Below are 22,421 nucleotides of genomic sequence, written 5' to 3'. Positions count from 1 at the left end.
TGGAGCAGAAGATATCGTGCGTTTGATACTGAATCGCACGATATTTCGCCACTACCCTTAAAGTCTTCGTGCGTTTGATACCTAATCGCACGATATCTCAGCACTACACCTTAAGTCTTCGTGCGTTTGACACCTAATCGCACGATATCTCATTCTTTATTTAATATTCAATAACAATCTTACCTATACTATTTCCTTGTTCGATAAGTTGATGTGCTTCTGTTATCGTTTCAACACTTAATCCATTTAACTTTTTATATAGCGTTGTTTTTAATCTGCCTCTATCTAATAATAAAGTGAGTTTGCGTAAATAGTTATGATGTTCAATCATATCTTCTGTCTCATATTTAGGTCTAGTGAACATAAATTCAAATGAGAATGTCACGCTTTTATCTTTTAATGCATTTAAATCTACTTTATCCTTAAAATTCACTAAAGCAACGATTCTTCCTCTTGGCTTAATAATGTCAGCCATCACATTGAAATAAGCATCACTACTATGTGTGTTAAATATATAATCTACTCCATCTATTTTATGCGCTTTTAATTCATCAGGTAAATTGTGTTTATGATTCAACACAATATCAGCACCCATTTTCTCAGACCATCTTCGTGTTTCTTTTCGAGATGCGGTTGTAATAACTGTAAGTCCAAGTTCTTTAGCCATTTGTGTTGCGATGGATCCTACGCCACCTGCACCATTGATAATCAGTAATGTCTTCCCTGTATTCTCTTCAGGATTTGTTGATATATTTAACCCTTCAAAGAGTGCTTCTAATGAAGTTAGTGCTGTTAATGGCAATGCTGCTGCTTCTGCATAAGATAAAAATTCTGGTTTTAATCCAACAATGCGTTCATCTACTAATTGATATTCAGCATTCGATCCTTGTCTCGTGTTCGTTCCAGAATAATATACTTCATCACCTACATGAAATAATTCTACATCTTCGCCAACCGCTTCAACGACGCCTACACCATCATATCCAAGTATCTTAAATTCTCCATCACTTGTATTTCTAGACTTAGTATCAACCGGATTAATACTAGCTGCCTTTACTTTCACTAAAAGGTCTCTACCACTCGCCGTAGGTATTGGTAAATCACGTTCTTCAAATGCATTTGTCTCATTCAAATCAAAACTTGTTGTAAATCCAATTGCTTTCATTAACGGTTCACCTCTTTCTATATTTATAGTTCGATCAAAAATTTATTTATCACCTTTAATTGTATTTTCATCTGCTTTTACTTTTGGTCGAACGACAAGCTCTCCATTACATTCTGGGCATACATAGAATAAATTTTCAGCACACTCTCTACAATACGTATGTTCTTTCACGCATATGAAAGCATTACTTTTCTCATGAAATTCATAATTACACTTATCACAATTCGTTTTCATTTCTAATGCCATTTCAATCACTCCATTAATTTAATTCCATATTCATTTGTATCATAACACTTTTCATAGACCGATATAAATAAAAACAAACCTGCTAAATCATTTGATTTAATACAGGTTTGTCTCTATAAAAATGAATTTATTCACCTTAATCCAATTTTGTAATCATATTTTTTAATAATTGAATTTGGCCAATATGATAATTTGTATGCGTAACCGCAAAAGGAATTGTTTCAGCAAATGTCGTCATACTTACAATATTATTGCTTTCAGTACTTTCCATTTGTGCATCAATATTATTAACAATTCTTTCTAGTTGATCATTTAAATCTGCTTTTAATTCTTCAAAAGAAGTTTCCTCACCATTAAATCCTTGAGGAGATGTTCCTGGTGCATAGAATTGACCTAACTTTTTACCTAATATATTGGCTTCAGAATTCTTTCCGAAGATGAAAGACTCATTCGCAAGTAACATATGACCCAATTGCCATTTAATATTATTATTTGCAAGCTCTAATTGGAACTCAGCTTGTTGATCAGTTACATCTTTTAGAATACCTGCCAACATATTGTATGATACTTCATATTGTTTCTTAATCATAAATCAATTCCTCCTATTTTTGTTCCATGATAGCAAAATAATTTCCTTGTGTATCATGGAAATTGAACACACGACCTTCAGGCATATCAATAATATCATGACCCGTTAAACCTTGATCTTTTAAAGATTCATATAGTTCATCAAAGTTAGATGCTTTAAACATTAAAGAAGGCATTTCTAGACTTACTTCAGGACTATATTTTTTAATGAATGCTTTATCAAATAACACGAATGACGTTTCATTATCATCACTCGGCGCAATCTCTACAGATTTAAAACCATCAGGCAATTCTCCTTCAGATTTAACAACAAAGTCCATTGTATCTTTCCAGAAATTAACTGCTTTTTCTTGATCATCTACGTAAAGCATTACTTGGTTTAATTTTTCTATCATCATATTCACCTACATTTTTTTAGTATCTATAGAATACGCTATAAAAAAATGAAGTGCAAAAATTTAACACTTCATTAATTACCTTTTAAAATATTCTTCAAATCAGTTAACTGATAGATTTCATAAGTAGCACTATCATTCGCGCTTTCCTGATTATGATTATAATAACAAGCATCTATGCCAAACAATTGCGCACCAATAATATCTGATGAATAAGTATCACCCACCATTAAAATATGTTGCTTATTAACATCACCAATCGTATTTAAACAATGTTCAAAAAATCGTTTATCCGGTTTCTCATGTCCAATCTTTTCAGAAATAAAATGATCCTCAAAATAATCAATAATCCCTGAAGCTTTCATACGTTTCATTTGAGTTGAATACACACCATTCGATGCACTATATAGACGATAACCAGCAGCAGTTAAATATTCCAAAATATCAATCGCCCCATCTACAAGCGTATGATTATTATCTAAAATATTTCTAAAAATATCTTCCTTAGCGTATGGATCTACCTCTAAATTTAATGAATCAAAAATCTGTTTAAAACGACCAACTAAAACCGCTTCTTTCGAAATCAACCCTTGTTCAAGTTCACTCCACAGTTGTTTATTGATTGTTTTATACTTTTTAAAATTCGCATCATTAAATTCTACACCTTCAGACTGAAATACTGCTTTAATCGCTTCTTTCTCACCATCGTTGAAATCTAGCAACGTATTATCTAAATCTAACAAAATATATTTATACATAGCATTTCCTCACTTATTTCTTTTGATGTTATTTATATTAATACAAAAAAATCAAATGAACTATGATAATTCTCATAGTTCATACTTTTTAATAAAATTTTTCGATAAATCAAGAGAGTATGAAGTTCGTTTTAGTATGACCATATGGTTGAATTCCATCTATAAATTGCTCTACTTCTTCCATTGACTTGAATCTTACTTTACAAATAAAACAAGCATCTCCTGATATTCTATAGCAGAAATCTACATTATCTATTTTATTTATGTAATTTTTAAAATCACTATACAAATTATTTTTTATAACTATTTCTATTAGTGCTTCAATTTGATAGCCCAATTCTTTGTAGTTTATATCTATAGTATAAGCGCTTATTATATTTTGATCTTCCAATTTATTCACACGCTCTCGTGTTGCTGGTGCAGAAAGATTTATCTGTTTACTTAACTCATTAATAGTTATTCTACTATTTTCACCTAAAATTTTTAGTATTTTTTCATTTATAAAGTCATTCATTAAATTACCCTCTATTTCTAAAGTTATTTTTCATTTATTACTTCTTTTCAATATTCATCAATAAATATAACATACCTATAATTAATCTTAGATAAATAAAGGAGTGATATATTTGGTTTTATTAAATAACAGTACTTTAGGGAATACACCTTTTCAGAAAATATTAGGTCATAATCGAAAAATCTATAATTCTTGGAATGAATTATCTAATGTATTAGAAAATGAAGGATATTTGTCTATGTCTTTAAAAGAAGAACTGAGAAGAATCCTTGCACAAAAGAATGGTTGTCAATATTGTAAAGCTAAAGGTAAACCAACGCATCAATTTACTGATGAAAAGTCATCTGTATGTATAGGTTTTGTAGAAGTATACTTAAAAATGAAAGAAAACATTCCGAGTTATATTATAGAAACTTTAAAAGAAACACTAACCGATGAAGAATTAATAGAGTTAATCACATTTACTTTATTTACAACTGCCCAACAACATTTCGGTTCTATTTTACAAATAGGTGTTAAATAAAAGATATCGTGCGATTGACTCTGAATCGCACGATATCTCAGTACATACCCCTAACTCTTCGTGCGTTTGACACCTAATCGCACGATATCTCAGCACTTACCCCTAACTCTTCGTGCGTTTGACACCTATTCGCACGATATCTAGGCACTTCCCCCTAACTCTTCGTGCGTTTGATCCTGAATCGCACGATATCTCACCTCATACCCACAACTCTTCGTGCGTTTGACACCTAATCGCACGATATCTCGACCATACCCCCTAACTCTTCGTGCGTTTCACACCTAATCGCACGATATCTCGACCATACCCCCTAACTCTTCGTGCGATTGACACCGAATCGCACGATATCTCGGCTCTACACCTCAACCCACAACACGCTATATCCAGAATTTCCATTATATCAAAGGCTAGAACACCTCAATTGATGTCCTAGCCTTTTAAAATTCCTTATCGTTTATAACCTTCTCAATAGCGTATACATTTTTTCTTTTGTTTCAGCATTTAATAATGCATTTCTATAATCATCGTCCATTAATTTTCTGGATAAGCTTTGTAATATTTTTAAATGTGTATCTCCTGCTTCGTTTGCAGGTACTGCTATCATAAAGATCAATTTCGATGGTGTCCCATCTAAACTATTCCAATCGACGCCTTCATTTGCTTTCATAATAGCAAGTTTTGGTTCTGTAACTGCTGTTGATTTAGCATGTGGTATTGCAACGTTCATACCTATTCCCGTTGAACTTTGTGATTCTCTTTCCATTATTGCTGACTTAAAGTCTGTCGGATTTGTCACAATGCCTTCTTGTTCTAAATGACTAATTAATTGATCTATCACTTCTTCTTGAGTTAATTGATTATTTGTAATGGTAATTAATTTTTTGGATACTAATTTTTTATCTTCTTGTTTGTCTTGTTCTTGATTTTCTGTATCTTCAACAACTAAGCCTTCTGGTGTTACTGTATTTGTGCGTTTTAATACTATCGTCAATGCTGCAGTAACTAAAGCACCTATCAACACAGCAACGAAGAACCAGATGACATTATCTACTGCACCTAACACTGCTACAATTGGTCCACCATGTGCGACTCTATCTCCTACATGCGTTAACATTGCAACGACAGCACCTGTCATTGACCCTACCATAATTGAAGGGATAACACGTATTGGATCTTGTGCCGCAAATGGAATGGCTCCTTCTGTAATACCGAACAGTCCCATAGTAAAGGATGCTTTACCCATTTCAATTTCTTGGTCATTAAATTTATTTTTTCTAATAAATGTAGCTAGACCTAATCCAATTGGTGGAATACATATTGCTGCTGCGATCGCACCCATAATCGTATAGTTACCTTCTCCTATCATTGCTGAACCGAATAGGAATGCAACTTTATTTACTGGACCACCCATATCGAATGAAATCATTGCTCCTAAAATTAATGCAAGTACAACTGCGTTACTGCCTTGCATGCCTTTTAACCATGCTGATAATGCTTCAAAAATTGATGCAATTGGTGCACCAATCACATATATAAAGATTAAACCTACTAATACAGATGAAATTACTGGAATAAATATAATTGGCATTACAGGTTGCATTGCTTTTGGTACTTTAATTTTCTTAATCCATAATGCAATATAACCTGCTAAGAAACCTGCTATAATCCCACCAATAAATCCAGCGCCCGCTTCACTACCATAATAAGAACCAGTAGCTGCTATTAATCCACCAATCATACCTGGTACTAAACCTGGTTTATCGGCGATACTATATGCAATATAACCAGCTAGTATAGGAATCATAAAGGTAAATGCTGCGCTACCAATTTGTTGAATTTGGTACCAGAACGTTCCCTCTGGTACAGTAATTCCTTCTGGTGTTGTCTTACCACCTAATGATAAAGCGATTGCTACAAGCAAACCACCGACAACAATAAACGGTACCATAAATGATACACCATTCATTAAATGTTGATAAATTGGATTTTGTGCACGTTTTTCTTCTTTATACTCGTTTGAATATCCCCCTGTATAAACAGAAACATCGTCATCTTGCATTCTCTTAATTAAACCTTCTGGATTACGAATACCTTCCCCAACACTTACGTCTATTAATTTTTTACCATTAAACCGTGACTTATCAACCTTTCTATCAGCAGCAATGATAATCCCGTCCGCTTCCCTTATTTCTTGTGATGTTAATTCATTTTCAACACCGACACCACCTTGTGTTTCTACTTTCATTTGGACGCCCATTTTATCAGCTGCTTTTTGAAGATTCTCCGCAGCCATATAAGTATGTGCGATACCATTTGGACATGAAGTAATGGCTAACAATTTCATGTTTGTTTCCTCCCGTTTTTCTGATTACTTTTATTTTATACGAGAAATCCATGCTTATAAAAAAAGAAATTACCGTTATAACGGTAATTTCGAATTGTAGATAAATTGCCTTTCAATGTTCTTTATTCCAATGTTGCTTGTCAGCCTTCACTTGCAATGTTCAGAGGCTCAATCTCTCTTAATCAACCTTATAATCTCCTCTTTACTATTCGCATGTTTGAGATTTAACATTGTTTCTTCATCTTCAATCAAATCATTAATTTCACGATAAATTTGGTGATAGTATTTCTTATCTTCTTCAGTTAATGCAGTTAGGAATACGATGCTTACATTCTCTTCTCCCCAAATAATAGGCTCTTTTAGAATCGCTAAACTGATTGATGATTGTTCTACATATTCTGTCTTACCGTGTGGAATACTTACACCGTAGCCCACAGCCGTTGAACTTAAAAACTCTCTATGTGACACACTCTGTACAAATGCTTTCTGTACATAACCCGCTTCGATAAGTTCGCTTCCTATTAATTCTATTAATTCATATCGACTCAGATCACTTGTATTCATATGAATCAATTCTGTTTTTAAATACTTCATTAACAAGGACTGATTAGGACTTTTTATATCTATTGAACTTGTATATTTTCCTAAGGACTGTTCATCTTCTGTTGTCAGTAACGGGGATACTTGAATCACAGGTATCGTATCTATATCTAGTTTTATTGTAGTGACAATCATATCGATGTCATTTTTTTGTATATAATCCACTGTTTCATCTACTTTAATCACATCACAAATAATGAAATTCGGAAATCTCTTTTCGATTCTGACACGGAGCATTTGTGAAATGCCCACACCTAAATGACAAACAATGACCACTTTCTTATGTTCTGTTGATTTCATACGTTCATAAGCAGCTTGAAAATGTAACGTAATATAGCCCATTTCATTCTCTGGAATTTTATACTTAAGTTTAGACTCTAGATTTCTAATAGCATTTACAACACTCGAGAAAATAAATGGATAACTTTTTTTAATTTCAGTAAGTAAAGGATTATTTATATTCACAGACAAATACATTCTATCAATTGTCGAAGTCATATGTGTCATCAATCCTAGTTTAAGCTGCTCATCTGTTGAAAAGTCTATCATCGCCTCATGTTTCATTTCATCCATTAAATTCTCAACAAGACGCAGTACTTCCTCTGCTGGTTCTAAATTTGAATCGTGCCTTTCAGGAAGATGTAACGTTAAATAGCGTCTTTCATTTTCATTAATTTTAATTGATAAGTGCTGTTCTAATTGGTCGCATAGCTCATTTAATACATGCGTCATTTCTTTTTCAGTAATAGGTATTTCAATTGAAATGAAATGACCACTTTTAATACGATGAATCATAATTAATAAATGTGTCATCAATTGAGTCTTTTCATCGTTCGTCAATATTTCATTGAATACTTGATTGACTTGATCACTTACAACTTTATATTCAACTGCACCAAACTCTTTAATGAGTATTTCATGATTAGACAGTCGATTCATCTGTAGTGATGCAATAAACCTACTCGCATTACGAAAATCAATTTCTCTTCCTTGTAATTGAATACCTTTCCCTTTTTTAACCACGATAGAAATACTAAACTTCTCCATCCAATCGCCAATAATAGCCAAAGCCACTTTCACTTCATTGATTGAGATGTACATTTCCCGTGCGATATCTTTGAGCAATAAATGTTTGTTTGATGCATTCAACAACAATACAGCAATATTAATAGCTACCATATTTTGATCTTTTGATTCATAAGCTGCATTTAATTGTTCAATTAAATCATCTTCAATGTGTTGATCAATTGCCACATGAATACCCGATCCCCGTTTAATACGAATATCCACACCAGCCAATTGTTTAGACGTTTCAATAATAACCTTCATATCATTTCGAATCGTCTTATCTGAGCTCCCAAGCATCTCACTCAGTTCTTTAATCGTATACAGTTGCTTCCCGTTTGATAATAAATAATGCATAATACGGCGTTGCCTACCGTTCAAATCCTTCATAGCCATCCCCCTTTCTTTAAAAGCTATATGTACCTCATTAATATCTAATTATACGGAATTTATCAAAATATGGAACAGTGGGAGATATTTATTTGGAATATAAAAAGCACCGTCCAGTAATGGAAGGTGCTTAAAACTTAAACAATTAAATTTACTTCTTTAAAAAAGCTAGTCATGTTTATGCAGTTTATAAAAATATATCCTCACACTTAACTTATATAAACCCTCTCACAAACCTTTTTAGTTCTTCATATGCTTCTTCATTTCGCCATGTCCACGCTCTACTTTTAAAGGGATTCTTCTCGTTATTATGTAATTGAATCGTCTTTACAATGATACCTTCATCACTTATGTAGTAAAATTCCCATTTCAAAGTATCAGTAAAAATAAGTTTTTTAACTTTCATAGGTCTTAATAAATCTTTAGCTTTTTCTCTTAAACCACTTTCTTTAACCGTATTTGCAGTATCTAGGTAATTCAAAGGATCAAGATGAAATATAGGCTCTAGGAAAGGAGATTTTACTTCTACAATTGCATTATAATTAACTTTTTTAACCTCATTTTCAGTATTTTCCTTACTTATCTTATTTTCCGTATGCCAATTATCACAAATTACCAAATCAGGTTGGCTACTAATGTATTCACTTGTCTCTCCTGCATATTGAGAAAAATCATGATGCCCACCTTTATTAAAATATGAATGTACATCTTCTACAAATAATTCAGGAAGTACTGAACGTAAAAAGGGTTTTACGATTTCATTTTGAAAATGTATTTCTCTATGGTCCCTTTCAGCATATTTCTCAAAGGTTGAAATATAATCTTTGTATTCCACTGTTATCTCTCCTAAATTATTATTTAATCACACATTTTTTCTATTGTATCAAAGATATTTATCATTATCAAAACTCCTCTTGAGTATTTAAAAATAAATAAATATTATTTCACAACAAAAAAAACACCCTTTGGAATAATCCAAAGAGTGTTGAAACGTTTTTCGTATGAAAATTAACGTTTTGAGAATTGTGGAGAACGACGAGCGCCTTTAAGACCTGGCTTCTTACGTTCTTTCATACGTGGGTCACGAGTAAGTAATCCAGCGCGTTTTAATGATCCACGGTATTCTGGATCTGCTTCTAACAATGCACGTGCAATTCCGTGACGGATAGCTTGTGCTTGTCCAGTGAAACCTCCACCTTGAACGTTTACTAAAACATCATAGTTTCCTTTAGTTTCAGTAACTTCAAATGGTTGGTTTAAATCTAAAATTAATGATTCAAATGGTAAGTAGTCACGTACGTCACGTTTGTTAATTGTTACGTTACCTTCACCAGGTACTAAACGTACACGTGCTACTGAATGTTTACGACGACCTGTGCCTTGATATTCAACTTGTGCCAATGTAGTATCCTCCTCTTAATTAACCACGTAACTCGTAGTTTTCAGGTTGTTGTGCAGCATGTGGATGCTCTGCACCAGCATATACGAATAATTTTTTACCTTGTTTTTCACCAAGTTTGCTCTTAGGTAACATACCTTTGATAGATGTTTCTAATAAGCGAATTGGATTTTTCTCTTTTAATTCACCAGCAGATACTGATTTCAATCCACCTGGGTGATTTGAGTGACGGTAGTAAATTTTATCTTGTTCTTTATTACCTGATAAGTAGATTTTGTCAGCGTTGATAATTACAACGTAATCTCCTGTATCAACGTGTGGTGTATAAGTTACTTTATGTTTACCGCGTAAGATTGATGCGATTTCTGATGATAAACGACCTAACGTTTGTCCTTCAGCATCAACAACATACCATTTGCGATCGATGTTTGCTTCATTTGCCATAAATGTTTGACGCATTATAGTGTCCTCCTAAATTTTAAAAAAAGTTCTTGTTTAAGATGTATGAAATAACCTGTACCAAAGAATAAAACATACATCTTAAATTCCGTATTCTGATTCCTGCTTCTATATCTTAAAACACAATAAGATTCCGGGGCTTATCGTGGTGGTGATATAAAACAATACCGTTGTCTATAATATAATTATTTTGTATTTTTGTCAATTGGTTTTCAAATATTTTCTTTAGATTTTTTGTCATGAATATAGATATCATTTCCAAATTCTTTAACAAGTGCTTCTCTGTCTAAATATATTTTTTCTAAATACAAACCATGCGCTGGAGCTGTATGTGGTACTTTTTTTCTATCACGCTCTTCTAACAACGTATGAATTTCATTTCCGCTTCTTTTACCTTCACCTACTAAGATCAAATAAGCAACCATGACACGGACCATATTATATAAAAATCCTGACCCTGTGACGATAAACTCAAATCCATCTTCTGTTTCTACTACGTTACTTTGATAAATGGTACGCACTTTATTTTTTACTTCAGTTTTTTGAGAACAAAAACTGGTAAAATCATGTGTCCCGACAAAGTGTTTTGCAGCTTCATTCATTGCATTAATATCGACTGATTTCTTCTGTTGTACTTTCGTATCATGTTCGAATACATGTCTCGCTTCGTCAATATAGACTTTATAACGATATTTCTTACCAACACAATCATATCTACAGTGAAAATCATCATCAATCTGTTCAACACTTTGCACGTAAATATCATCTGGTAAAGCTGAATTAAATGCATACATCCACTTTTCATTCGCAATATTTAAATGTGTATCAAAGTGAAAATATTGCTCAATTGCATGTACACCTCTATCTGTTCTACTTGAAGGGTGAATTCTTACAAATGATTGATGCATTCTCTTTAGAATTCTTTCCAATTCATATTGCACAGTGCGTTCATGATGCTGTATTTGAAATCCCATAAACTGGCCACCATGATATGAAATTTTTACTAACATCCTCAAGACATACACCTCAATTTCTTAATAAATATAATATCATCCCTACAATTAAAATTGTAACTAACGCTGAGCTATCCCTTAGTTTCCAATTTAATATACGATAGTTCGTTCGTTGATTCGATGCATTGTACCCTCTAGATTCCATGGCAATCGCCAGTTCATCTGCTCTCTTAAATGCAGAAATAAACATTGGAATTAACAACGGTATGACTGCCTTAAGTCTATTAAATATACTTCCTGCAGCCACATCTGATCCTCTTGCTGTTTGTGCTTTTATAATTCTATCTAACTCATCCATTAGCGTCGGAATAAATCTCAATGAAATTGACATCATCATCGCTAACTCGTGAACTGGAAACTTAAATTTTTTAAGTGGTCTTAACATTGATTCGATTGCGTCAGTTAGACTAATTGGACTTGTTGTTAATGTCATAATCGTTGAAATCATAACTAATAGCATTAATCGAAGTACGATAAACGCACCTTGTGTAACACCATTTTGTTCGATAGTGAATAACTTTAAATCCAGTAATACTGGACCACCTTTAGTGACGATAAGATGCATGATAAATGTAAAGATAAACAGTAACATGACGGGTGTTAAACCTTTAATTAAGAACCATAATTTTATTTTTGCTAAATACATAATGAATAATACTGTCACTAGCATAAATCCATATGTTATCCAGTTGTTACAGAAGAAAATAAATATCATGAATAAGAAAACATAGATCATCTTCATTCTTGAATCTAAGCGATGAATAATCGTGTCACCAGGTATATAACGACCAATAATCATTTTATCTGTCATCACGAATCACCTGCTTCTCATACATTTCTTTAAACATTTCTTCACTTGTAGCAATTCGATCAAATTTCATTTGATGCTTATGCTCTATCGCTTGTTGAAGTTGGATGATTTTTGGTGCTTGTAAATGTGCTGTTTTGAGTAATTCATCATTAGTGAATATATGTTCTGGTTTATCTTCAGCTATGATTTCACCTGATGCCATAACTTTAACTTCCTCTGCATATTTCAACACGATATCCATTTGATGTGAAATTAATATAATCGTCATCCCCAATTTCTGGTGGATATCGTTGAATAATTCCATCATCTCACGTTGTCCCTTTGGATCTAAGCCCACTGTAGGCTCGTCAAGGACAAGTATCTCTGGTTGCATTGCTAATACGCCAGCAATCGCAATGCGTCTCTTTTGGCCTCCTGAGAGCTCAAAAGGGGATCGTTTTAATATGCTTCTGTCCATATTAAATAAATCGATTAAAGACTCTGCTTTATCAATGGCTTCTTTCTTGTCCATACCATAATTTAAAGGACCAAATATAATATCTTTTTCGACAGTATCTTCAAACAACTGATGTTCGGCAAATTGAAAGACGATACCAACCTTTTTACGGACAGGTAATAAGTGCTTTGCTTTTGATTTATGTTTTACTTCCGTTTCACCAATGATAACTTTGCCTCTAGTTGGTTTTAAAATGGCATTTAAATGTTGAATTAACGTCGATTTCCCTGAACCTGTATGACCGACTATTGCATAAAACTTTGCTTCGTTAAATGATGTTGAAACTTCATTTAAAGCTCTATATTGAAATGGGGTCTTAATGCTGTAATCATAAATAACTTTTTCAAAATTAATATTCATAATCGATCTACCAACTGTTCTAAAGAAATAAATTCATAACTGTTATTAATTAAAGTGTTCATACGCATAGAGAACGGTAAGTCTAAACCTATTTCAGTAAGATACGCCCCATCTTTAAATATTTCACTAGGTTGACCTTGTTTATAAACGCACCCTTTATTCATTACAATGATTTCATCCGCATTTACTGCTTCTTCTAAATCATGTGTAATAGATACGACCGTTAATTGATGTTCATCTTGCAAAGTTTTAATCAAGTGCATAATACTTTCTTTGCCCTCTGGATCTAACATTGCAGTTGCTTCGTCTAAAATCATTATTTCAGGTGACATTGCTAGGATGCCAGCAATCGCAACTCTTTGCTTCTGTCCTCCTGATAAATGACTAGGTTCAAATGTCTTCATTTCAGACATCCCTACTTCTTGCAGTACTTGATCAACAATGTCATGCATTTTGTTATACTCAACACTTTGATTTTCCATTCCAAATGCTACATCATATTCAACAGTTGAACCAATAAACTGATTATCTGGATTTTGAAACACGATGCCAATACTTTTTCTTAATTCTTCAACCGTTTCTTCAGTTAAAGTGGCATTACCAACTTTAATCTCTCCACTAAAAGACTGATGAATACCCATCAATAACTTAGCGATTGTAGATTTACCTGATCCGTTATGTCCAACAATAGAAGTCCATTGTCCTTTATTTATATGAAATGAAACATCATTTAGTGCAACAGGCTGATCTTCACCATATTTAAACGTCACGTTAGAAAACTCAATCATTCTTTCCTGCACCATTTATATTCATCCTTCAATATATTAATTATCTTTATATTTTACAGCATACTACCGAAATTGTAATCATTAATGGCTTTAAAATATAATACATAAATTGACGCAAAAAAAAATCCGAATAAACGGATTTAAATTAAAAAAGCGCGCACTCCACCAGAGACGAGTTCACGCGATAAGTCATTCAAATGTGGTGGAGTACTCTGAGCTAGACAATATTTATGTGTGGTAAACATTATCATTGCACTCATTTGCTTTGTGTGTGTTAAATAAACTGTATTTATAAAGAATGATTGAAGTGACTTTCGTCACTCCAATAAAGAATAAATTATACTAATTCAATAATTACTGATTCAGCACCGTCACCGCGACGTGGACCAACTTTCATAATACGAGTATATCCACCTTGACGCTCTTCATAGCGTGGCGCAACATCATTGAATAATTTTTGTAATGCAGTAATTGTTTTGTCATCTTCTAAGATTTTAACGTCACGTAAAGTTTCAGCTGCTCTACGACGTGAAGCTAAATCACCTTTTTTACCTAAAGTAATTAAGTTATCAACAACTTTACGTAGTTCTTTTGCACGAGCTTCTGTAGTCTCAATGCGTTCAGAAACGATAAGTTGAGTAGCTAAGTCACGTAACATTGCTTTACGTTGATCAGAAGTACGACCTAATTTTCTGTAACCCATGAATTAACCTCCTTTATTAGTCTTCTTTTCTTAAACCAAGACCAAGATCTTCTAATTTATATTTAACTTCTTCAAGAGACTTACGACCTAAGTTTCTAACTTTCATCATATCTGCCTCAGATTTGTCTGCTAATTCTTGTACAGAGTTAATTCCTGCACGTTTTAGACAGTTGTAAGAACGTACTGATAAATCTAATTCTTCAATAGACATTTCAAGTACTTTTTCTTTTTGATCTTCTTCTTTTTCAATCATGATTTCAGCATTTTGTGCTTCATCAGTTAAATTAACAAAAATGTTTAAGTGTTCAGTCATGATCTTAGCACCTAAAGAAACTGCTTCTTGAGGAGATAAAGAACCATCTGTCCATACATCTAGTGTTAATTTATCATAATCACTACTTTGCCCTACACGAGTATTTTCAACAGTGTAGTTAACACGACTTACTGGAGAGTAAAGTGAGTCGATTGGAATGACACCAATTGGCAAATCACTTGTGTTATTTTGTTCAGCTAAAGCATAACCACGGCCTTTATTAGCAATTAAACGCATCTTAAAGTGTCCACCTTTAGACACTGTTGCAATTTTTAAATCTGGATTTAAAATTTCAACATCGCTATCATGCATAATATCTTTCGCAGTAACTTCACCTTCATCTTTAATATCGATTTCTAGTGTTTTGTCTTCATCAGAGTAGATTTTAAGTGCTAAATTCTTGATGTTCATAATGATAGTTGTAACGTCTTCTACCACATTTTCTACAGCTGAGAATTCGTGAAGAACACCTTCGATTTCGATATTTTTAACTGCCGCACCTGGTAATGAAGATAATAGGATACGACGTAAGGAGTTGCCTAGTGTTGTACCATAACCACGTTCTAGCGGTTCAACAACGAACTTACCGAATGTAGAATCATCACTAACTTCTATTGTTTCAATTCTAGGTTTTTCGATTTCAATCATTTAAATATATCCTCCTTATAAACGTCGATTAAACTTTATTAATTTCTATCCAGTGACTCTTGAACATTAGAACTAACAAAAATTATACACGACGACGTTTTGGTGGACGACATCCGTTATGAGGAACTGGTGTTACGTCTCTAATAGCTGTAATTTCTAATCCAGCTGATTGTAACGCACGGATCGCTGATTCACGACCTGGGCCAGGACCTTTAACTGTAACTTCTACAGTTTTTAAACCATGTTCCATTGCAGTTTTTGAAGCTGTTTCTGAAGCCATTTGAGCTGCAAAAGGAGTTGATTTTTTAGAACCTTTGAATCCTAACGCACCTGCTGAAGACCATGATAATGCATTACCGAAGTCATCAGTGATCGTTACGATTGTATTGTTGAATGTTGAGCGAATATGAGCAACACCACTTTCGATATTCTTTTTCACTCTACGTTTACGAGATACTTGTTTACGTGCCATTTATATGTGCCTCCTTTACTTATTATTTTTTCTTGTTCGCTACTGTTTTAACTGGTCCTTTACGCGTACGCGCATTGTTCTTAGTGTTTTGACCACGAACTGGTAAACCACGACGGTGGCGAATTCCACGGTATGAAGCGATTTCCATTAAACGTTTAATGTCTAAGTTTCTTTCACGACGAAGATCACCTTCAACTTTGTAACCGTCAACTACTTCACGGATACGACCTAATTCGTCATCAGTTAAATCACGAACACGTGTGTCTTCAGATACGTTTGCTTCTTTAAGAATTTTTTGTGCTGTTGTTTTTCCGATACCATATACGTAAGTTAACGAGATTACTACGCGTTTCTCACGTGGTACGTCAATACCTGCAATACGAGCCATTTATTTACACCTCTCTTTTATTAGCCTTGTTTTTGTTTGTGTTTTGGATTTTCACAAATCACCATTACTTTACCTTTACGACGAATAACTTTACATTTTTCGCAAATTGGTTTTACTGATGGTCTTACTTTCATCTTTGTATACCTCCTTGTATTTGGAGTGACGATTATTTATAACGATAAGTGATTCTTCCGCGTGTTAGGTCATACGGAGACATTTCAACTGTTACTTTGTCGCCAGGTAGAATTCTAATATAGTTCATACGGATTTTACCACTAACGTGTGCTAAAATTTCATGTCCATTTTCTAATTCTACTTTAAACATAGCGTTTGGTAAAGTATCTAATACAGTACCTTCTAATTCGATTACATCTTGTTTAGCCATGATCATTTCCCCCTTTTTCTTTTCATTATCGTGAAATACATGTGTATTTCATGCTTTAAAACCTGGTCCAAAATTAGAGACATACTTTAGGTGATTAAATCACATAGAATAAGCACAGGTTTATAAAATTGGGATGATTTAATACTTAAGATTTGCATTCGACAACACTTCAAATACTTATCGCTTCTCGTAATCACTCCGATTGAATTTCAAAAACCCACATATTACCTTGATTCTTAAAAATCGAACGCAATCACGCGTTCAAGAATCACCTAAAGCTAGGCGAATTCGGGGTGAAAGCGTCATTACTATAATGATTCAAGAATTTGAATAACATCTTCAGTAACATTATCAATTTGTCTAGAACCATCGATGTTTTTAAGGACACCTTGATTGTCATAGAAATCTAAAAGTGGTTTTGTTTGTTTAACATTGACACTTAAACGATTTGCTACTGTTTCAGGGTTATCATCTTCACGTTGGTAAAGTTTACCGCCATCAAGATCACAAACACCTTCGACTTTTGGTGGATTAAATACTAAATGATATGTTGTTCCACATTCAGAACAAATACGTCTACCAGTTAAACGATTCATAAGCTCTTCTTCAGCAACTTCAATGTTAACGACAGCGTCAACTTGACGGCCTAGTTGGCTTAAAATATCATTTAATGCTTCAGCTTGTTCTACTGTACGAGGAAAACCATCTAGCAAGAACCCTTTTTTAGCATCTTCTTCAGCAAGTCTTTCTCTAACGATTCCTATAGTCACTTCATCTGGTACTAGTTCTCCACGATCCATGAAAGATTTAGCCTCTTTACCAAGGTCTGTTTCTTCCTTAATCGCTTTACGGAACATATCACCAGTTGAGATATGTGGAATAGGGTATTTCTTAACAATTTCACTCGCTTGAGTTCCTTTACCTGCACCAGGTAAACCCATTAAAATGATGTTCATAAATGCCCTCCTACTTGTTTATCGTCTTCTAAAGCCTCTATATTCTCGTTGATTGAGCTGCGCTTCTAAAGTTTTCATAGTTTCAATTGCAACACCGATAACGATTAGTAAGCTAGTACCACCAACTTGTATTGCTTGAGGTAAATTCATCAACTTAATAGCTAAAATCGGAATAATAGATATTACAGCTAAGAATATTGAACCAACAAACGTTAAACGATAGAGCACTCTAGTGATGTATTTTTTAGTTTGTTCACCAGGTCTTATACCCGGTACATAACTACCTTGTTTTTGTAAGTTTTCTGCCATCTTTTCAGGATTAACCTGAACAAATGCATAAAAGTATGCGAAAGCTATGATTAATACTATATAGACAATCATACCAATATTATGTGATGGATCTGCATACTGTGTCACTGTTTGAGCCCAATCTTGTTTTGGGAAGAACAGTGTCAATGTCTTCGGAAGCATGAAAAATGCCATCGAGAAGATTACAGGAATTACACCAGCTGAGTTAACTTTCAAAGGTAAATATGTTGCATTGGCAGATAATGTACTACCAAAGCCTTGTTGTTGACGCTTAGCATATTGAATTGGGATTTTACGAATAGCTTGAAGTACATAAACAGCACCAACAGTAAGTAAAATCATTCCAACGAATAAACCAATCGCTTTTAACCAAGCCATCGTTGTATCATCTGCACCAACAAAACTTTGTTGATAAAACTGAATTAATGAATTAGGCATAGAAGATAAAATTCCGGCAAAGATAATAATAGAAATACCATTACCAACACCAAATTGAGTAATCTGCTCACCTAACCACATTAAGAAAGCTGTTCCTGCAGTTAAAACAAGTGCAATTAATAAATAATTTAACACTGATGTATTTGCAATTAAATTACCACCAAGCATGTTATTAAATGAATATGACATACCTAAACCTTGAACGAATGCTAAAACAATTGTAAAGTAACGCGTAAATTGATTGATCTTTTTACGCCCAACTTCACCTTGTTTAGACCATTCAGTAAACTTAGGTACAACATCCATTTGCAATAGTTGCATAACAATCGAAGCTGTAATGTAAGGCATAATACCCATAGCTAAAATTGAGAAGTTCTGCAAGGCACCTCCACCGAATGTATTAAACAAATCAGTAATACCTTGCGAACCTTTATTTTGATTAAAAGCATCTGGATTAACACCAGGAGCTGGAATATAAGTTCCAACTTTAAAAATAACGAGCATTGCTAGTGTAAATAATATCTTGTTACGAATATCTTTAGTCTTTAGAAAACTAACGATCGTTTCAAACATTAGATCACCTCATGCGTTCCGCCCTTACCTTCGATTGCTTCAATTGCTGAAGCTGAGAATTTATGAGCTTTTATTGTTAATTTCTTCTCTAATGAACCGTTACCTAAAACTTTAACGCTTGATTTTTCTGATTTAACAACACCTGATTCAACAAGTAAAGCAGGAGTGATTTCAGTTCCATCTTCGAAACGATTTAATTGATCAAGATTAACAATTGCATATTCTTTACGGTTGATGTTAGTGAATCCACGTTTTGGTAAACGACGGAACAATGGTAATTGTCCACCTTCAAAACCTAAACGAACACCGCCACCTGAACGTGCTTTTTGACCTTTAGTACCACGTCCACTTGTTTTACCGTTACCTGTAGCCATACCACGACCTACGCGGTTACGTTCTTTACGAGCACCTTTAACTGGTTTCAACTCATGTAATTTCATTTTGGCACCTCCTTATTACTTTAGATAAATTTATTTTTCAGTAACTTTTACTAAGTGACTTACTTTGTTGATTTGCCCACGAATCGCAGGATTATCTTCAACTACTACAGTTGAGTTTGTTTTTTTAAGTCCTAGCGCTTGAACAGTCTTGCGTTGTGTTTCAGGACGACCAATAACGCTACGAGTGAGGGTGATTTCTAATTTAGCCATAGTGTTTGTTCCCTCCTTAATTTAATAATTCTTCTACTGATTTACCGCGTAGACTAGCTACTTGTTCGGCATTTTTAAGTTCTTTAAGTCCTTCGATTGTAGCACGAACCATATTGATTGGTGTGTTTGAACCTAATGATTTACTTAAGATATCAGTGATACCAGCAAGTTCTAATACGGCACGAACTGGTCCACCTGCGATAACACCTGTACCAGGTGCTGCTGGTTTAATTAAAACACGACCTGCACCAAAACGTCCAATAACTTGGTGAGGAGTTGTTCCTTCAACACGTGGAACTGTTACTAAGTCTTTCTTAGCATCTTCCACTGCTTTTTTAATAGCTTCTGGTACCTCTTGAGCTTTACCAGTACCGAAACCTACGCGACCATTTTTATCTCCAACAACTACTAAAGCTGTAAAACGGAAACGACGACCACCTTTAACTACTTTAGCTACACGGTTAATCGTAACTACGCGCTCTTCAAATTCTTTAACTTCTTGTTCTTTACGACGCATGAGTGTCCCTCCTTTAAATTAAAATTGAAGTCCGTTTTCACGAGCTGAATCAGCTAATGCTTTGATACGTCCGTGGTATAAATATCCTCCACGATCAAATACTACAGCTTCAACGCCTTTTTCAGACGCGCGTTTAGCAACGATTTCGCCAACTTTTGCTGCTGCTTCTACATTACCTGATTGCTCTAAGTTTAATTCTTTATCTACAGTTGATGCTTGAGCGATTGTTACACCGTTTAAGTCATCAATAATTTGAGCATAAATATGTTTGTTTGAACGATATACATTTAAACGTGGTTTTTCACTTGTTCCAGCTAATTTAGCACGTACGCGAGCATGTCTTTTCAAACGAACTTTATTTTTGTCGATTTTAGCGATCATGTTAGTGCTCCTTTCTTATCTTAATGGTTACTTACCAGTTTTACCTTCTTTACGACGAACATATTCGCCTTCGTAACGAATACCTTTACCTTTATAAGGTTCTGGTGGACGGATTGAACGGATGTAAGATGCAACCGCACCAACACGTTCTTTAGAAATACCTTCTACTTTAACTTTAGTGTTTTTATCTACTGATAATGTGATTCCATCTTCAGCGATAATTTCTACAGGGTGAGAATAACCAACGTTAAGGATTATGTTTTTACCTTGCATTTGAGCACGGTAACCAACACCTATAAGTTCTAAGTTTTTCTCGAAGCCTTTAGAAACACCTTCGATCATGTTAGCAATTAATGCACGAGTTGTACCATGCACTGTTTTGTGTTCTTTTGAATCAGAAGGACGTACAACTTCGATGCTGTTGTCCTCTTGTTTATAAGTCATTTCTTCATTAAAAGTTCTAGTTAATTCACCTTTAGATCCTTTAACTGTGACTGTGTTACTTTCGATAGTAACTGTAACGTCTGCAGGGATCTCAATAATTTTCTTACCGACACGGCTCATTATGTGGGCACCTCCTTATAATTTTATAATTACCAGATATAAGCTAATACTTCTCCACCGATTCCACGTTGTCTAGCATCTTTATCAGTTAAAACACCTTCAGATGTAGAAACAAGTGCAATACCTAAACCGTTAAGAACTTTTGGAAGTTCATCAGCTTTAGCATAAACACGTAAACCTGGTTTAGAAATACGTTTTAAACCTGTGATAACTCGCTCGTTGTTTTGACCATATTTAAGAAACATACGGATAACACCTTGCTTATCATCTTCTATGAATTCTACGCTTTTTACGAATCCTTCTTTTTTAAGGATTTCAGCGATTTCTTTTTTAATGTTTGATGCAGGTAACTCTAATTTTTCGTGACGTACCATGTTAGCGTTACGCACGCGAGTTAACATATCTGCAATTGGATCTGACATTGTCATTTGTGTTTCCTCCTTTCATTCTTTTGAGTTTACCAGCTAGCTTTACGTACGCCAGGGATTTGGCCTTTGTATGCTAGTTCACGGAAACAAATACGGCAAAGTTTGAATTTACGATATACTGAGTGTGGACGTCCACAACGTTCACAACGAGTGTATTCACGAACACCGAATTTCTGTTTACGTTGTTGTTTAGCGATCATTGATTTTTTAGCCACTTAATTAGCCTCCTTTATAATTAGAGATTACTTTTGAAATGGCATACCGAATTGTGTTAACAATTCACGAGCTTCCTCGTCAGTGTTAGCAGTTGTAACGATAACGATATCCATTCCTCGTACTTTACTTACTTTATCATAGTCGATTTCAGGGAAAATTAATTGTTCCTTAACACCTAAAGTGTAATTTCCACGACCGTCGAATGCTTTTTTAGAGATACCACGGAAGTCACGTACACGTGGTAATGAAACTGAGATTAATTTATCAAAGAATTCATACATTCTTTCTCCACGTAATGTAACTTTTGCTCCGATAGGCATTCCTTCACGAAGACGGAAAGTCGCAATTGATTTTTTAGCTTTTGTAACTAATGCTTTTTGACCAGTGATAGCTTCAAGTTCTTCAACTGCTGAGTCTAAAACTTTAGAGTTTTGAACAGCATCACCGATACCCATATTTACAACTATTTTTTCGATTTTTGGTACTTCCATAACTGAATCATAGTTAAATTTCTTTACTAATTCAGCTGAAATTTCATTATTAAACTTTTCTTTTAAACGTGTCAA

The 22,421-nt window shown here is 34.1% G+C and carries 31 protein-coding genes and 2 pseudogenes; 1 reads left to right on the top strand and 32 read right to left on the bottom strand.

All coding sequences use genetic code 11. The features are described from left to right. Positions 1-160 precede the first annotated feature (160 nt). From P3U32_RS03075 to P3U32_RS03050, 6 genes are all read right to left on the bottom strand, one after another. Positions 161-1,165: a zinc-binding alcohol dehydrogenase family protein gene (locus P3U32_RS03075; protein WP_323704136.1), complete on the bottom strand. Its 1,005-nt coding sequence runs from the start codon at positions 1,163-1,165 to the stop codon at positions 161-163. A 42-nt stretch (positions 1,166-1,207) separates the two neighbouring features. Continuing rightward, positions 1,208-1,411, bottom strand: coding sequence for a DUF1272 domain-containing protein (locus P3U32_RS03070; RefSeq protein WP_323704135.1), 204 nt, complete (start codon positions 1,409-1,411; stop codon positions 1,208-1,210). Positions 1,412-1,547: 136 nt separating this feature from the next. Continuing rightward, complete coding sequence (locus P3U32_RS03065; protein WP_323704134.1) at positions 1,548-2,000, bottom strand: DinB family protein; 453 nt, start codon at positions 1,998-2,000, stop codon at positions 1,548-1,550. A gap of 13 nt (positions 2,001-2,013) precedes the next feature. Further along, positions 2,014-2,391, bottom strand: a complete 378-nt coding sequence (locus P3U32_RS03060) for a VOC family protein (RefSeq protein ID WP_323704837.1) — start codon at positions 2,389-2,391, stop codon at positions 2,014-2,016. A 77-nt stretch (positions 2,392-2,468) separates the two neighbouring features. After that, a complete protein-coding gene (locus P3U32_RS03055) occupies positions 2,469-3,152 on the bottom strand; it encodes a YjjG family noncanonical pyrimidine nucleotidase (protein WP_323704133.1) in 684 nt (227 codons plus the stop codon). A 109-nt stretch (positions 3,153-3,261) separates the two neighbouring features. Beyond that, positions 3,262-3,666, bottom strand: coding sequence for an Lrp/AsnC family transcriptional regulator (locus tag P3U32_RS03050; protein WP_323704132.1), 405 nt, complete (start codon positions 3,664-3,666; stop codon positions 3,262-3,264). Positions 3,667-3,778: 112 nt separating this feature from the next. Here P3U32_RS03050 and P3U32_RS03045 point away from each other — a divergent pair, with 112 nt between their 5' ends. Then, on the top strand, positions 3,779-4,189 hold the full coding sequence (locus tag P3U32_RS03045; RefSeq protein WP_323704131.1) for a carboxymuconolactone decarboxylase family protein: 411 nt from the start codon (positions 3,779-3,781) through the stop codon (positions 4,187-4,189). A 454-nt stretch (positions 4,190-4,643) separates the two neighbouring features. Here P3U32_RS03045 and P3U32_RS12795 read toward each other — a convergent pair. From P3U32_RS12795 to rplE, 26 genes and pseudogenes are all read right to left on the bottom strand, one after another. Further along, a pseudogene (locus P3U32_RS12795) lies at positions 4,644-5,069 on the bottom strand (PTS sugar transporter subunit IIA); the annotation flags it as partial. A 93-nt stretch (positions 5,070-5,162) separates the two neighbouring features. Continuing rightward, positions 5,163-6,533: pseudogene (locus P3U32_RS03040) on the bottom strand (PTS fructose transporter subunit IIC); the annotation flags it as partial. A 168-nt stretch (positions 6,534-6,701) separates the two neighbouring features. Further along, positions 6,702-8,588 carry a BglG family transcription antiterminator gene (locus tag P3U32_RS03035; RefSeq protein ID WP_323704129.1) on the bottom strand — a complete coding sequence of 629 codons (1,887 nt, stop codon included), beginning with the start codon at positions 8,586-8,588 and terminating at the stop codon, positions 6,702-6,704. A gap of 214 nt (positions 8,589-8,802) precedes the next feature. Next, positions 8,803-9,423 carry a hypothetical protein gene (locus tag P3U32_RS03030; RefSeq protein ID WP_323704128.1) on the bottom strand — a complete coding sequence of 207 codons (621 nt, stop codon included), beginning with the start codon at positions 9,421-9,423 and terminating at the stop codon, positions 8,803-8,805. A 173-nt stretch (positions 9,424-9,596) separates the two neighbouring features. Continuing rightward, the gene (gene rpsI / locus P3U32_RS03025) at positions 9,597-9,989 is read right to left on the bottom strand and encodes a 30S ribosomal protein S9 (RefSeq protein WP_323704127.1); all 393 of its coding nucleotides are present in this window, start codon (positions 9,987-9,989) and stop codon (positions 9,597-9,599) included. Between the two features lie 19 nt (positions 9,990-10,008). Next, positions 10,009-10,446: a 50S ribosomal protein L13 gene (gene rplM / locus P3U32_RS03020; protein WP_323704126.1), complete on the bottom strand. Its 438-nt coding sequence runs from the start codon at positions 10,444-10,446 to the stop codon at positions 10,009-10,011. 212 nt (positions 10,447-10,658) lie between these two features. Further along, on the bottom strand, positions 10,659-11,462 hold the full coding sequence (gene truA / locus P3U32_RS03015; protein ID WP_323704125.1) for a tRNA pseudouridine(38-40) synthase TruA: 804 nt from the start codon (positions 11,460-11,462) through the stop codon (positions 10,659-10,661). Positions 11,463-11,472: 10 nt separating this feature from the next. Continuing rightward, on the bottom strand, positions 11,473-12,270 hold the full coding sequence (locus P3U32_RS03010; protein ID WP_323704124.1) for an energy-coupling factor transporter transmembrane component T family protein: 798 nt from the start codon (positions 12,268-12,270) through the stop codon (positions 11,473-11,475). Then, entirely contained in the window at positions 12,260-13,126 is an 867-nt protein-coding gene (locus tag P3U32_RS03005; RefSeq protein WP_323704123.1) for an energy-coupling factor transporter ATPase, read from the bottom strand. Before P3U32_RS03005 ends, P3U32_RS03010 begins: the two co-directional genes overlap by 11 nt. Beyond that, entirely contained in the window at positions 13,123-13,929 is an 807-nt protein-coding gene (locus tag P3U32_RS03000; RefSeq protein WP_323704122.1) for an energy-coupling factor transporter ATPase, read from the bottom strand. Before P3U32_RS03000 ends, P3U32_RS03005 begins: the two co-directional genes overlap by 4 nt. Positions 13,930-14,251: 322 nt before the next feature. Further along, positions 14,252-14,617 carry a 50S ribosomal protein L17 gene (gene rplQ / locus P3U32_RS02995; RefSeq protein ID WP_323704121.1) on the bottom strand — a complete coding sequence of 122 codons (366 nt, stop codon included), beginning with the start codon at positions 14,615-14,617 and terminating at the stop codon, positions 14,252-14,254. A 16-nt stretch (positions 14,618-14,633) separates the two neighbouring features. Beyond that, positions 14,634-15,578, bottom strand: coding sequence for a DNA-directed RNA polymerase subunit alpha (locus P3U32_RS02990; protein WP_323704120.1), 945 nt, complete (start codon positions 15,576-15,578; stop codon positions 14,634-14,636). An 82-nt stretch (positions 15,579-15,660) separates the two neighbouring features. Then, a complete protein-coding gene (gene rpsK, locus P3U32_RS02985; protein ID WP_016998822.1) occupies positions 15,661-16,050 on the bottom strand; it encodes a 30S ribosomal protein S11 in 390 nt (129 codons plus the stop codon). A gap of 22 nt (positions 16,051-16,072) precedes the next feature. After that, positions 16,073-16,438, bottom strand: coding sequence for a 30S ribosomal protein S13 (gene rpsM, locus P3U32_RS02980; protein WP_323704118.1), 366 nt, complete (start codon positions 16,436-16,438; stop codon positions 16,073-16,075). A gap of 20 nt (positions 16,439-16,458) precedes the next feature. Then, positions 16,459-16,572, bottom strand: coding sequence for a 50S ribosomal protein L36 (gene rpmJ / locus P3U32_RS02975; RefSeq protein ID WP_003156543.1), 114 nt, complete (start codon positions 16,570-16,572; stop codon positions 16,459-16,461). Between the two features lie 32 nt (positions 16,573-16,604). Beyond that, on the bottom strand, positions 16,605-16,823 hold the full coding sequence (infA, locus tag P3U32_RS02970) for a translation initiation factor IF-1 (RefSeq protein ID WP_001118443.1): 219 nt from the start codon (positions 16,821-16,823) through the stop codon (positions 16,605-16,607). 308 nt (positions 16,824-17,131) lie between these two features. Beyond that, on the bottom strand, positions 17,132-17,779 hold the full coding sequence (locus tag P3U32_RS02965) for an adenylate kinase (protein ID WP_323704116.1): 648 nt from the start codon (positions 17,777-17,779) through the stop codon (positions 17,132-17,134). An 18-nt stretch (positions 17,780-17,797) separates the two neighbouring features. Continuing rightward, positions 17,798-19,099, bottom strand: coding sequence for a preprotein translocase subunit SecY (gene secY, locus P3U32_RS02960; RefSeq protein ID WP_323704115.1), 1,302 nt, complete (start codon positions 19,097-19,099; stop codon positions 17,798-17,800). Beyond that, positions 19,099-19,539 (bottom strand): 50S ribosomal protein L15, encoded by a 441-nt coding sequence (gene rplO, locus P3U32_RS02955; RefSeq protein WP_323704114.1) that lies wholly within the window; start codon positions 19,537-19,539, stop codon positions 19,099-19,101. The genes secY and rplO overlap by 1 nt, the downstream gene beginning before the upstream one ends. Before the next feature lie 30 nt (positions 19,540-19,569). Continuing rightward, positions 19,570-19,749: a 50S ribosomal protein L30 gene (gene rpmD / locus P3U32_RS02950; RefSeq protein WP_037589015.1), complete on the bottom strand. Its 180-nt coding sequence runs from the start codon at positions 19,747-19,749 to the stop codon at positions 19,570-19,572. Positions 19,750-19,765: 16 nt separating this feature from the next. Next, positions 19,766-20,266 carry a 30S ribosomal protein S5 gene (rpsE, locus tag P3U32_RS02945; RefSeq protein WP_078356951.1) on the bottom strand — a complete coding sequence of 167 codons (501 nt, stop codon included), beginning with the start codon at positions 20,264-20,266 and terminating at the stop codon, positions 19,766-19,768. Between the two features lie 18 nt (positions 20,267-20,284). Then, a complete protein-coding gene (gene rplR / locus P3U32_RS02940; protein WP_323704113.1) occupies positions 20,285-20,647 on the bottom strand; it encodes a 50S ribosomal protein L18 in 363 nt (120 codons plus the stop codon). Positions 20,648-20,674: 27 nt separating this feature from the next. Next, complete coding sequence (rplF, locus tag P3U32_RS02935) at positions 20,675-21,211, bottom strand: 50S ribosomal protein L6 (protein ID WP_323704112.1); 537 nt, start codon at positions 21,209-21,211, stop codon at positions 20,675-20,677. 29 nt (positions 21,212-21,240) lie between these two features. After that, on the bottom strand, positions 21,241-21,639 hold the full coding sequence (gene rpsH / locus P3U32_RS02930; protein ID WP_323704111.1) for a 30S ribosomal protein S8: 399 nt from the start codon (positions 21,637-21,639) through the stop codon (positions 21,241-21,243). A 29-nt stretch (positions 21,640-21,668) separates the two neighbouring features. Then, the gene (locus P3U32_RS02925; protein ID WP_016998812.1) at positions 21,669-21,854 is read right to left on the bottom strand and encodes a type Z 30S ribosomal protein S14; all 186 of its coding nucleotides are present in this window, start codon (positions 21,852-21,854) and stop codon (positions 21,669-21,671) included. A gap of 27 nt (positions 21,855-21,881) precedes the next feature. Next, positions 21,882-22,421 carry a 50S ribosomal protein L5 gene (rplE, locus tag P3U32_RS02920; protein ID WP_323704110.1) on the bottom strand — a complete coding sequence of 180 codons (540 nt, stop codon included), beginning with the start codon at positions 22,419-22,421 and terminating at the stop codon, positions 21,882-21,884.

The sequence above is a fragment of the Mammaliicoccus sp. Dog046 genome, from assembly GCF_034039665.1.
Lineage (GTDB): Bacteria > Bacillota > Bacilli > Staphylococcales > Staphylococcaceae > Mammaliicoccus.
Note: the sequence above shows the minus strand (reverse complement) of the source record. Positions and strands in the feature narration are given on the sequence as shown.

Bases quoted from the DNA above. Each gene is read 5' to 3' on its own strand.
- P3U32_RS03075 (WP_323704136.1), bottom strand. From the start codon at position 1,165: ATGAAAGCAATTGGATTTACAACAAGTTTTGATTTGAATGAGACAAAT.
- P3U32_RS03070 (WP_323704135.1), bottom strand. From the start codon at position 1,411: ATGGCATTAGAAATGAAAACGAATTGTGATAAGTGTAATTATGAATTT.
- P3U32_RS03065 (WP_323704134.1), bottom strand. From the start codon at position 2,000: ATGATTAAGAAACAATATGAAGTATCATACAATATGTTGGCAGGTATT.
- P3U32_RS03055 (WP_323704133.1), bottom strand. From the start codon at position 3,152: ATGTATAAATATATTTTGTTAGATTTAGATAATACGTTGCTAGATTTC.
- P3U32_RS03050 (WP_323704132.1), bottom strand. From the start codon at position 3,666: ATGAATGACTTTATAAATGAAAAAATACTAAAAATTTTAGGTGAAAAT.
- P3U32_RS03035 (WP_323704129.1), bottom strand. From the start codon at position 8,588: ATGAAGGATTTGAACGGTAGGCAACGCCGTATTATGCATTATTTATTA.
- rplM (WP_323704126.1), bottom strand. From the start codon at position 10,446: ATGCGTCAAACATTTATGGCAAATGAAGCAAACATCGATCGCAAATGG.
- P3U32_RS03010 (WP_323704124.1), bottom strand. From the start codon at position 12,270: ATGACAGATAAAATGATTATTGGTCGTTATATACCTGGTGACACGATT.
- P3U32_RS03005 (WP_323704123.1), bottom strand. From the start codon at position 13,126: ATGAATATTAATTTTGAAAAAGTTATTTATGATTACAGCATTAAGACC.
- P3U32_RS03000 (WP_323704122.1), bottom strand. From the start codon at position 13,929: ATGGTGCAGGAAAGAATGATTGAGTTTTCTAACGTGACGTTTAAATAT.
- rplQ (WP_323704121.1), bottom strand. From the start codon at position 14,617: ATGGGTTACAGAAAATTAGGTCGTACTTCTGATCAACGTAAAGCAATG.
- P3U32_RS02990 (WP_323704120.1), bottom strand. From the start codon at position 15,578: ATGATTGAAATCGAAAAACCTAGAATTGAAACAATAGAAGTTAGTGAT.
- rpsK (WP_016998822.1), bottom strand. From the start codon at position 16,050: ATGGCACGTAAACAAGTATCTCGTAAACGTAGAGTGAAAAAGAATATC.
- rpsM (WP_323704118.1), bottom strand. From the start codon at position 16,438: ATGGCTCGTATTGCAGGTATTGACGTACCACGTGAGAAACGCGTAGTA.
- rpmJ (WP_003156543.1), bottom strand. From the start codon at position 16,572: ATGAAAGTAAGACCATCAGTAAAACCAATTTGCGAAAAATGTAAAGTT.
- infA (WP_001118443.1), bottom strand. From the start codon at position 16,823: ATGGCTAAACAAGATGTAATCGAATTAGAAGGTACTGTATTAGATACT.
- P3U32_RS02965 (WP_323704116.1), bottom strand. From the start codon at position 17,779: ATGAACATCATTTTAATGGGTTTACCTGGTGCAGGTAAAGGAACTCAA.
- secY (WP_323704115.1), bottom strand. From the start codon at position 19,099: ATGTTTGAAACGATCGTTAGTTTTCTAAAGACTAAAGATATTCGTAAC.
- rplO (WP_323704114.1), bottom strand. From the start codon at position 19,539: ATGAAATTACATGAGTTGAAACCAGTTAAAGGTGCTCGTAAAGAACGT.
- rpmD (WP_037589015.1), bottom strand. From the start codon at position 19,749: ATGGCTAAATTAGAAATCACCCTCACTCGTAGCGTTATTGGTCGTCCT.
- rpsE (WP_078356951.1), bottom strand. From the start codon at position 20,266: ATGCGTCGTAAAGAACAAGAAGTTAAAGAATTTGAAGAGCGCGTAGTT.
- rplR (WP_323704113.1), bottom strand. From the start codon at position 20,647: ATGATCGCTAAAATCGACAAAAATAAAGTTCGTTTGAAAAGACATGCT.
- rplF (WP_323704112.1), bottom strand. From the start codon at position 21,211: ATGAGCCGTGTCGGTAAGAAAATTATTGAGATCCCTGCAGACGTTACA.
- rpsH (WP_323704111.1), bottom strand. From the start codon at position 21,639: ATGACAATGTCAGATCCAATTGCAGATATGTTAACTCGCGTGCGTAAC.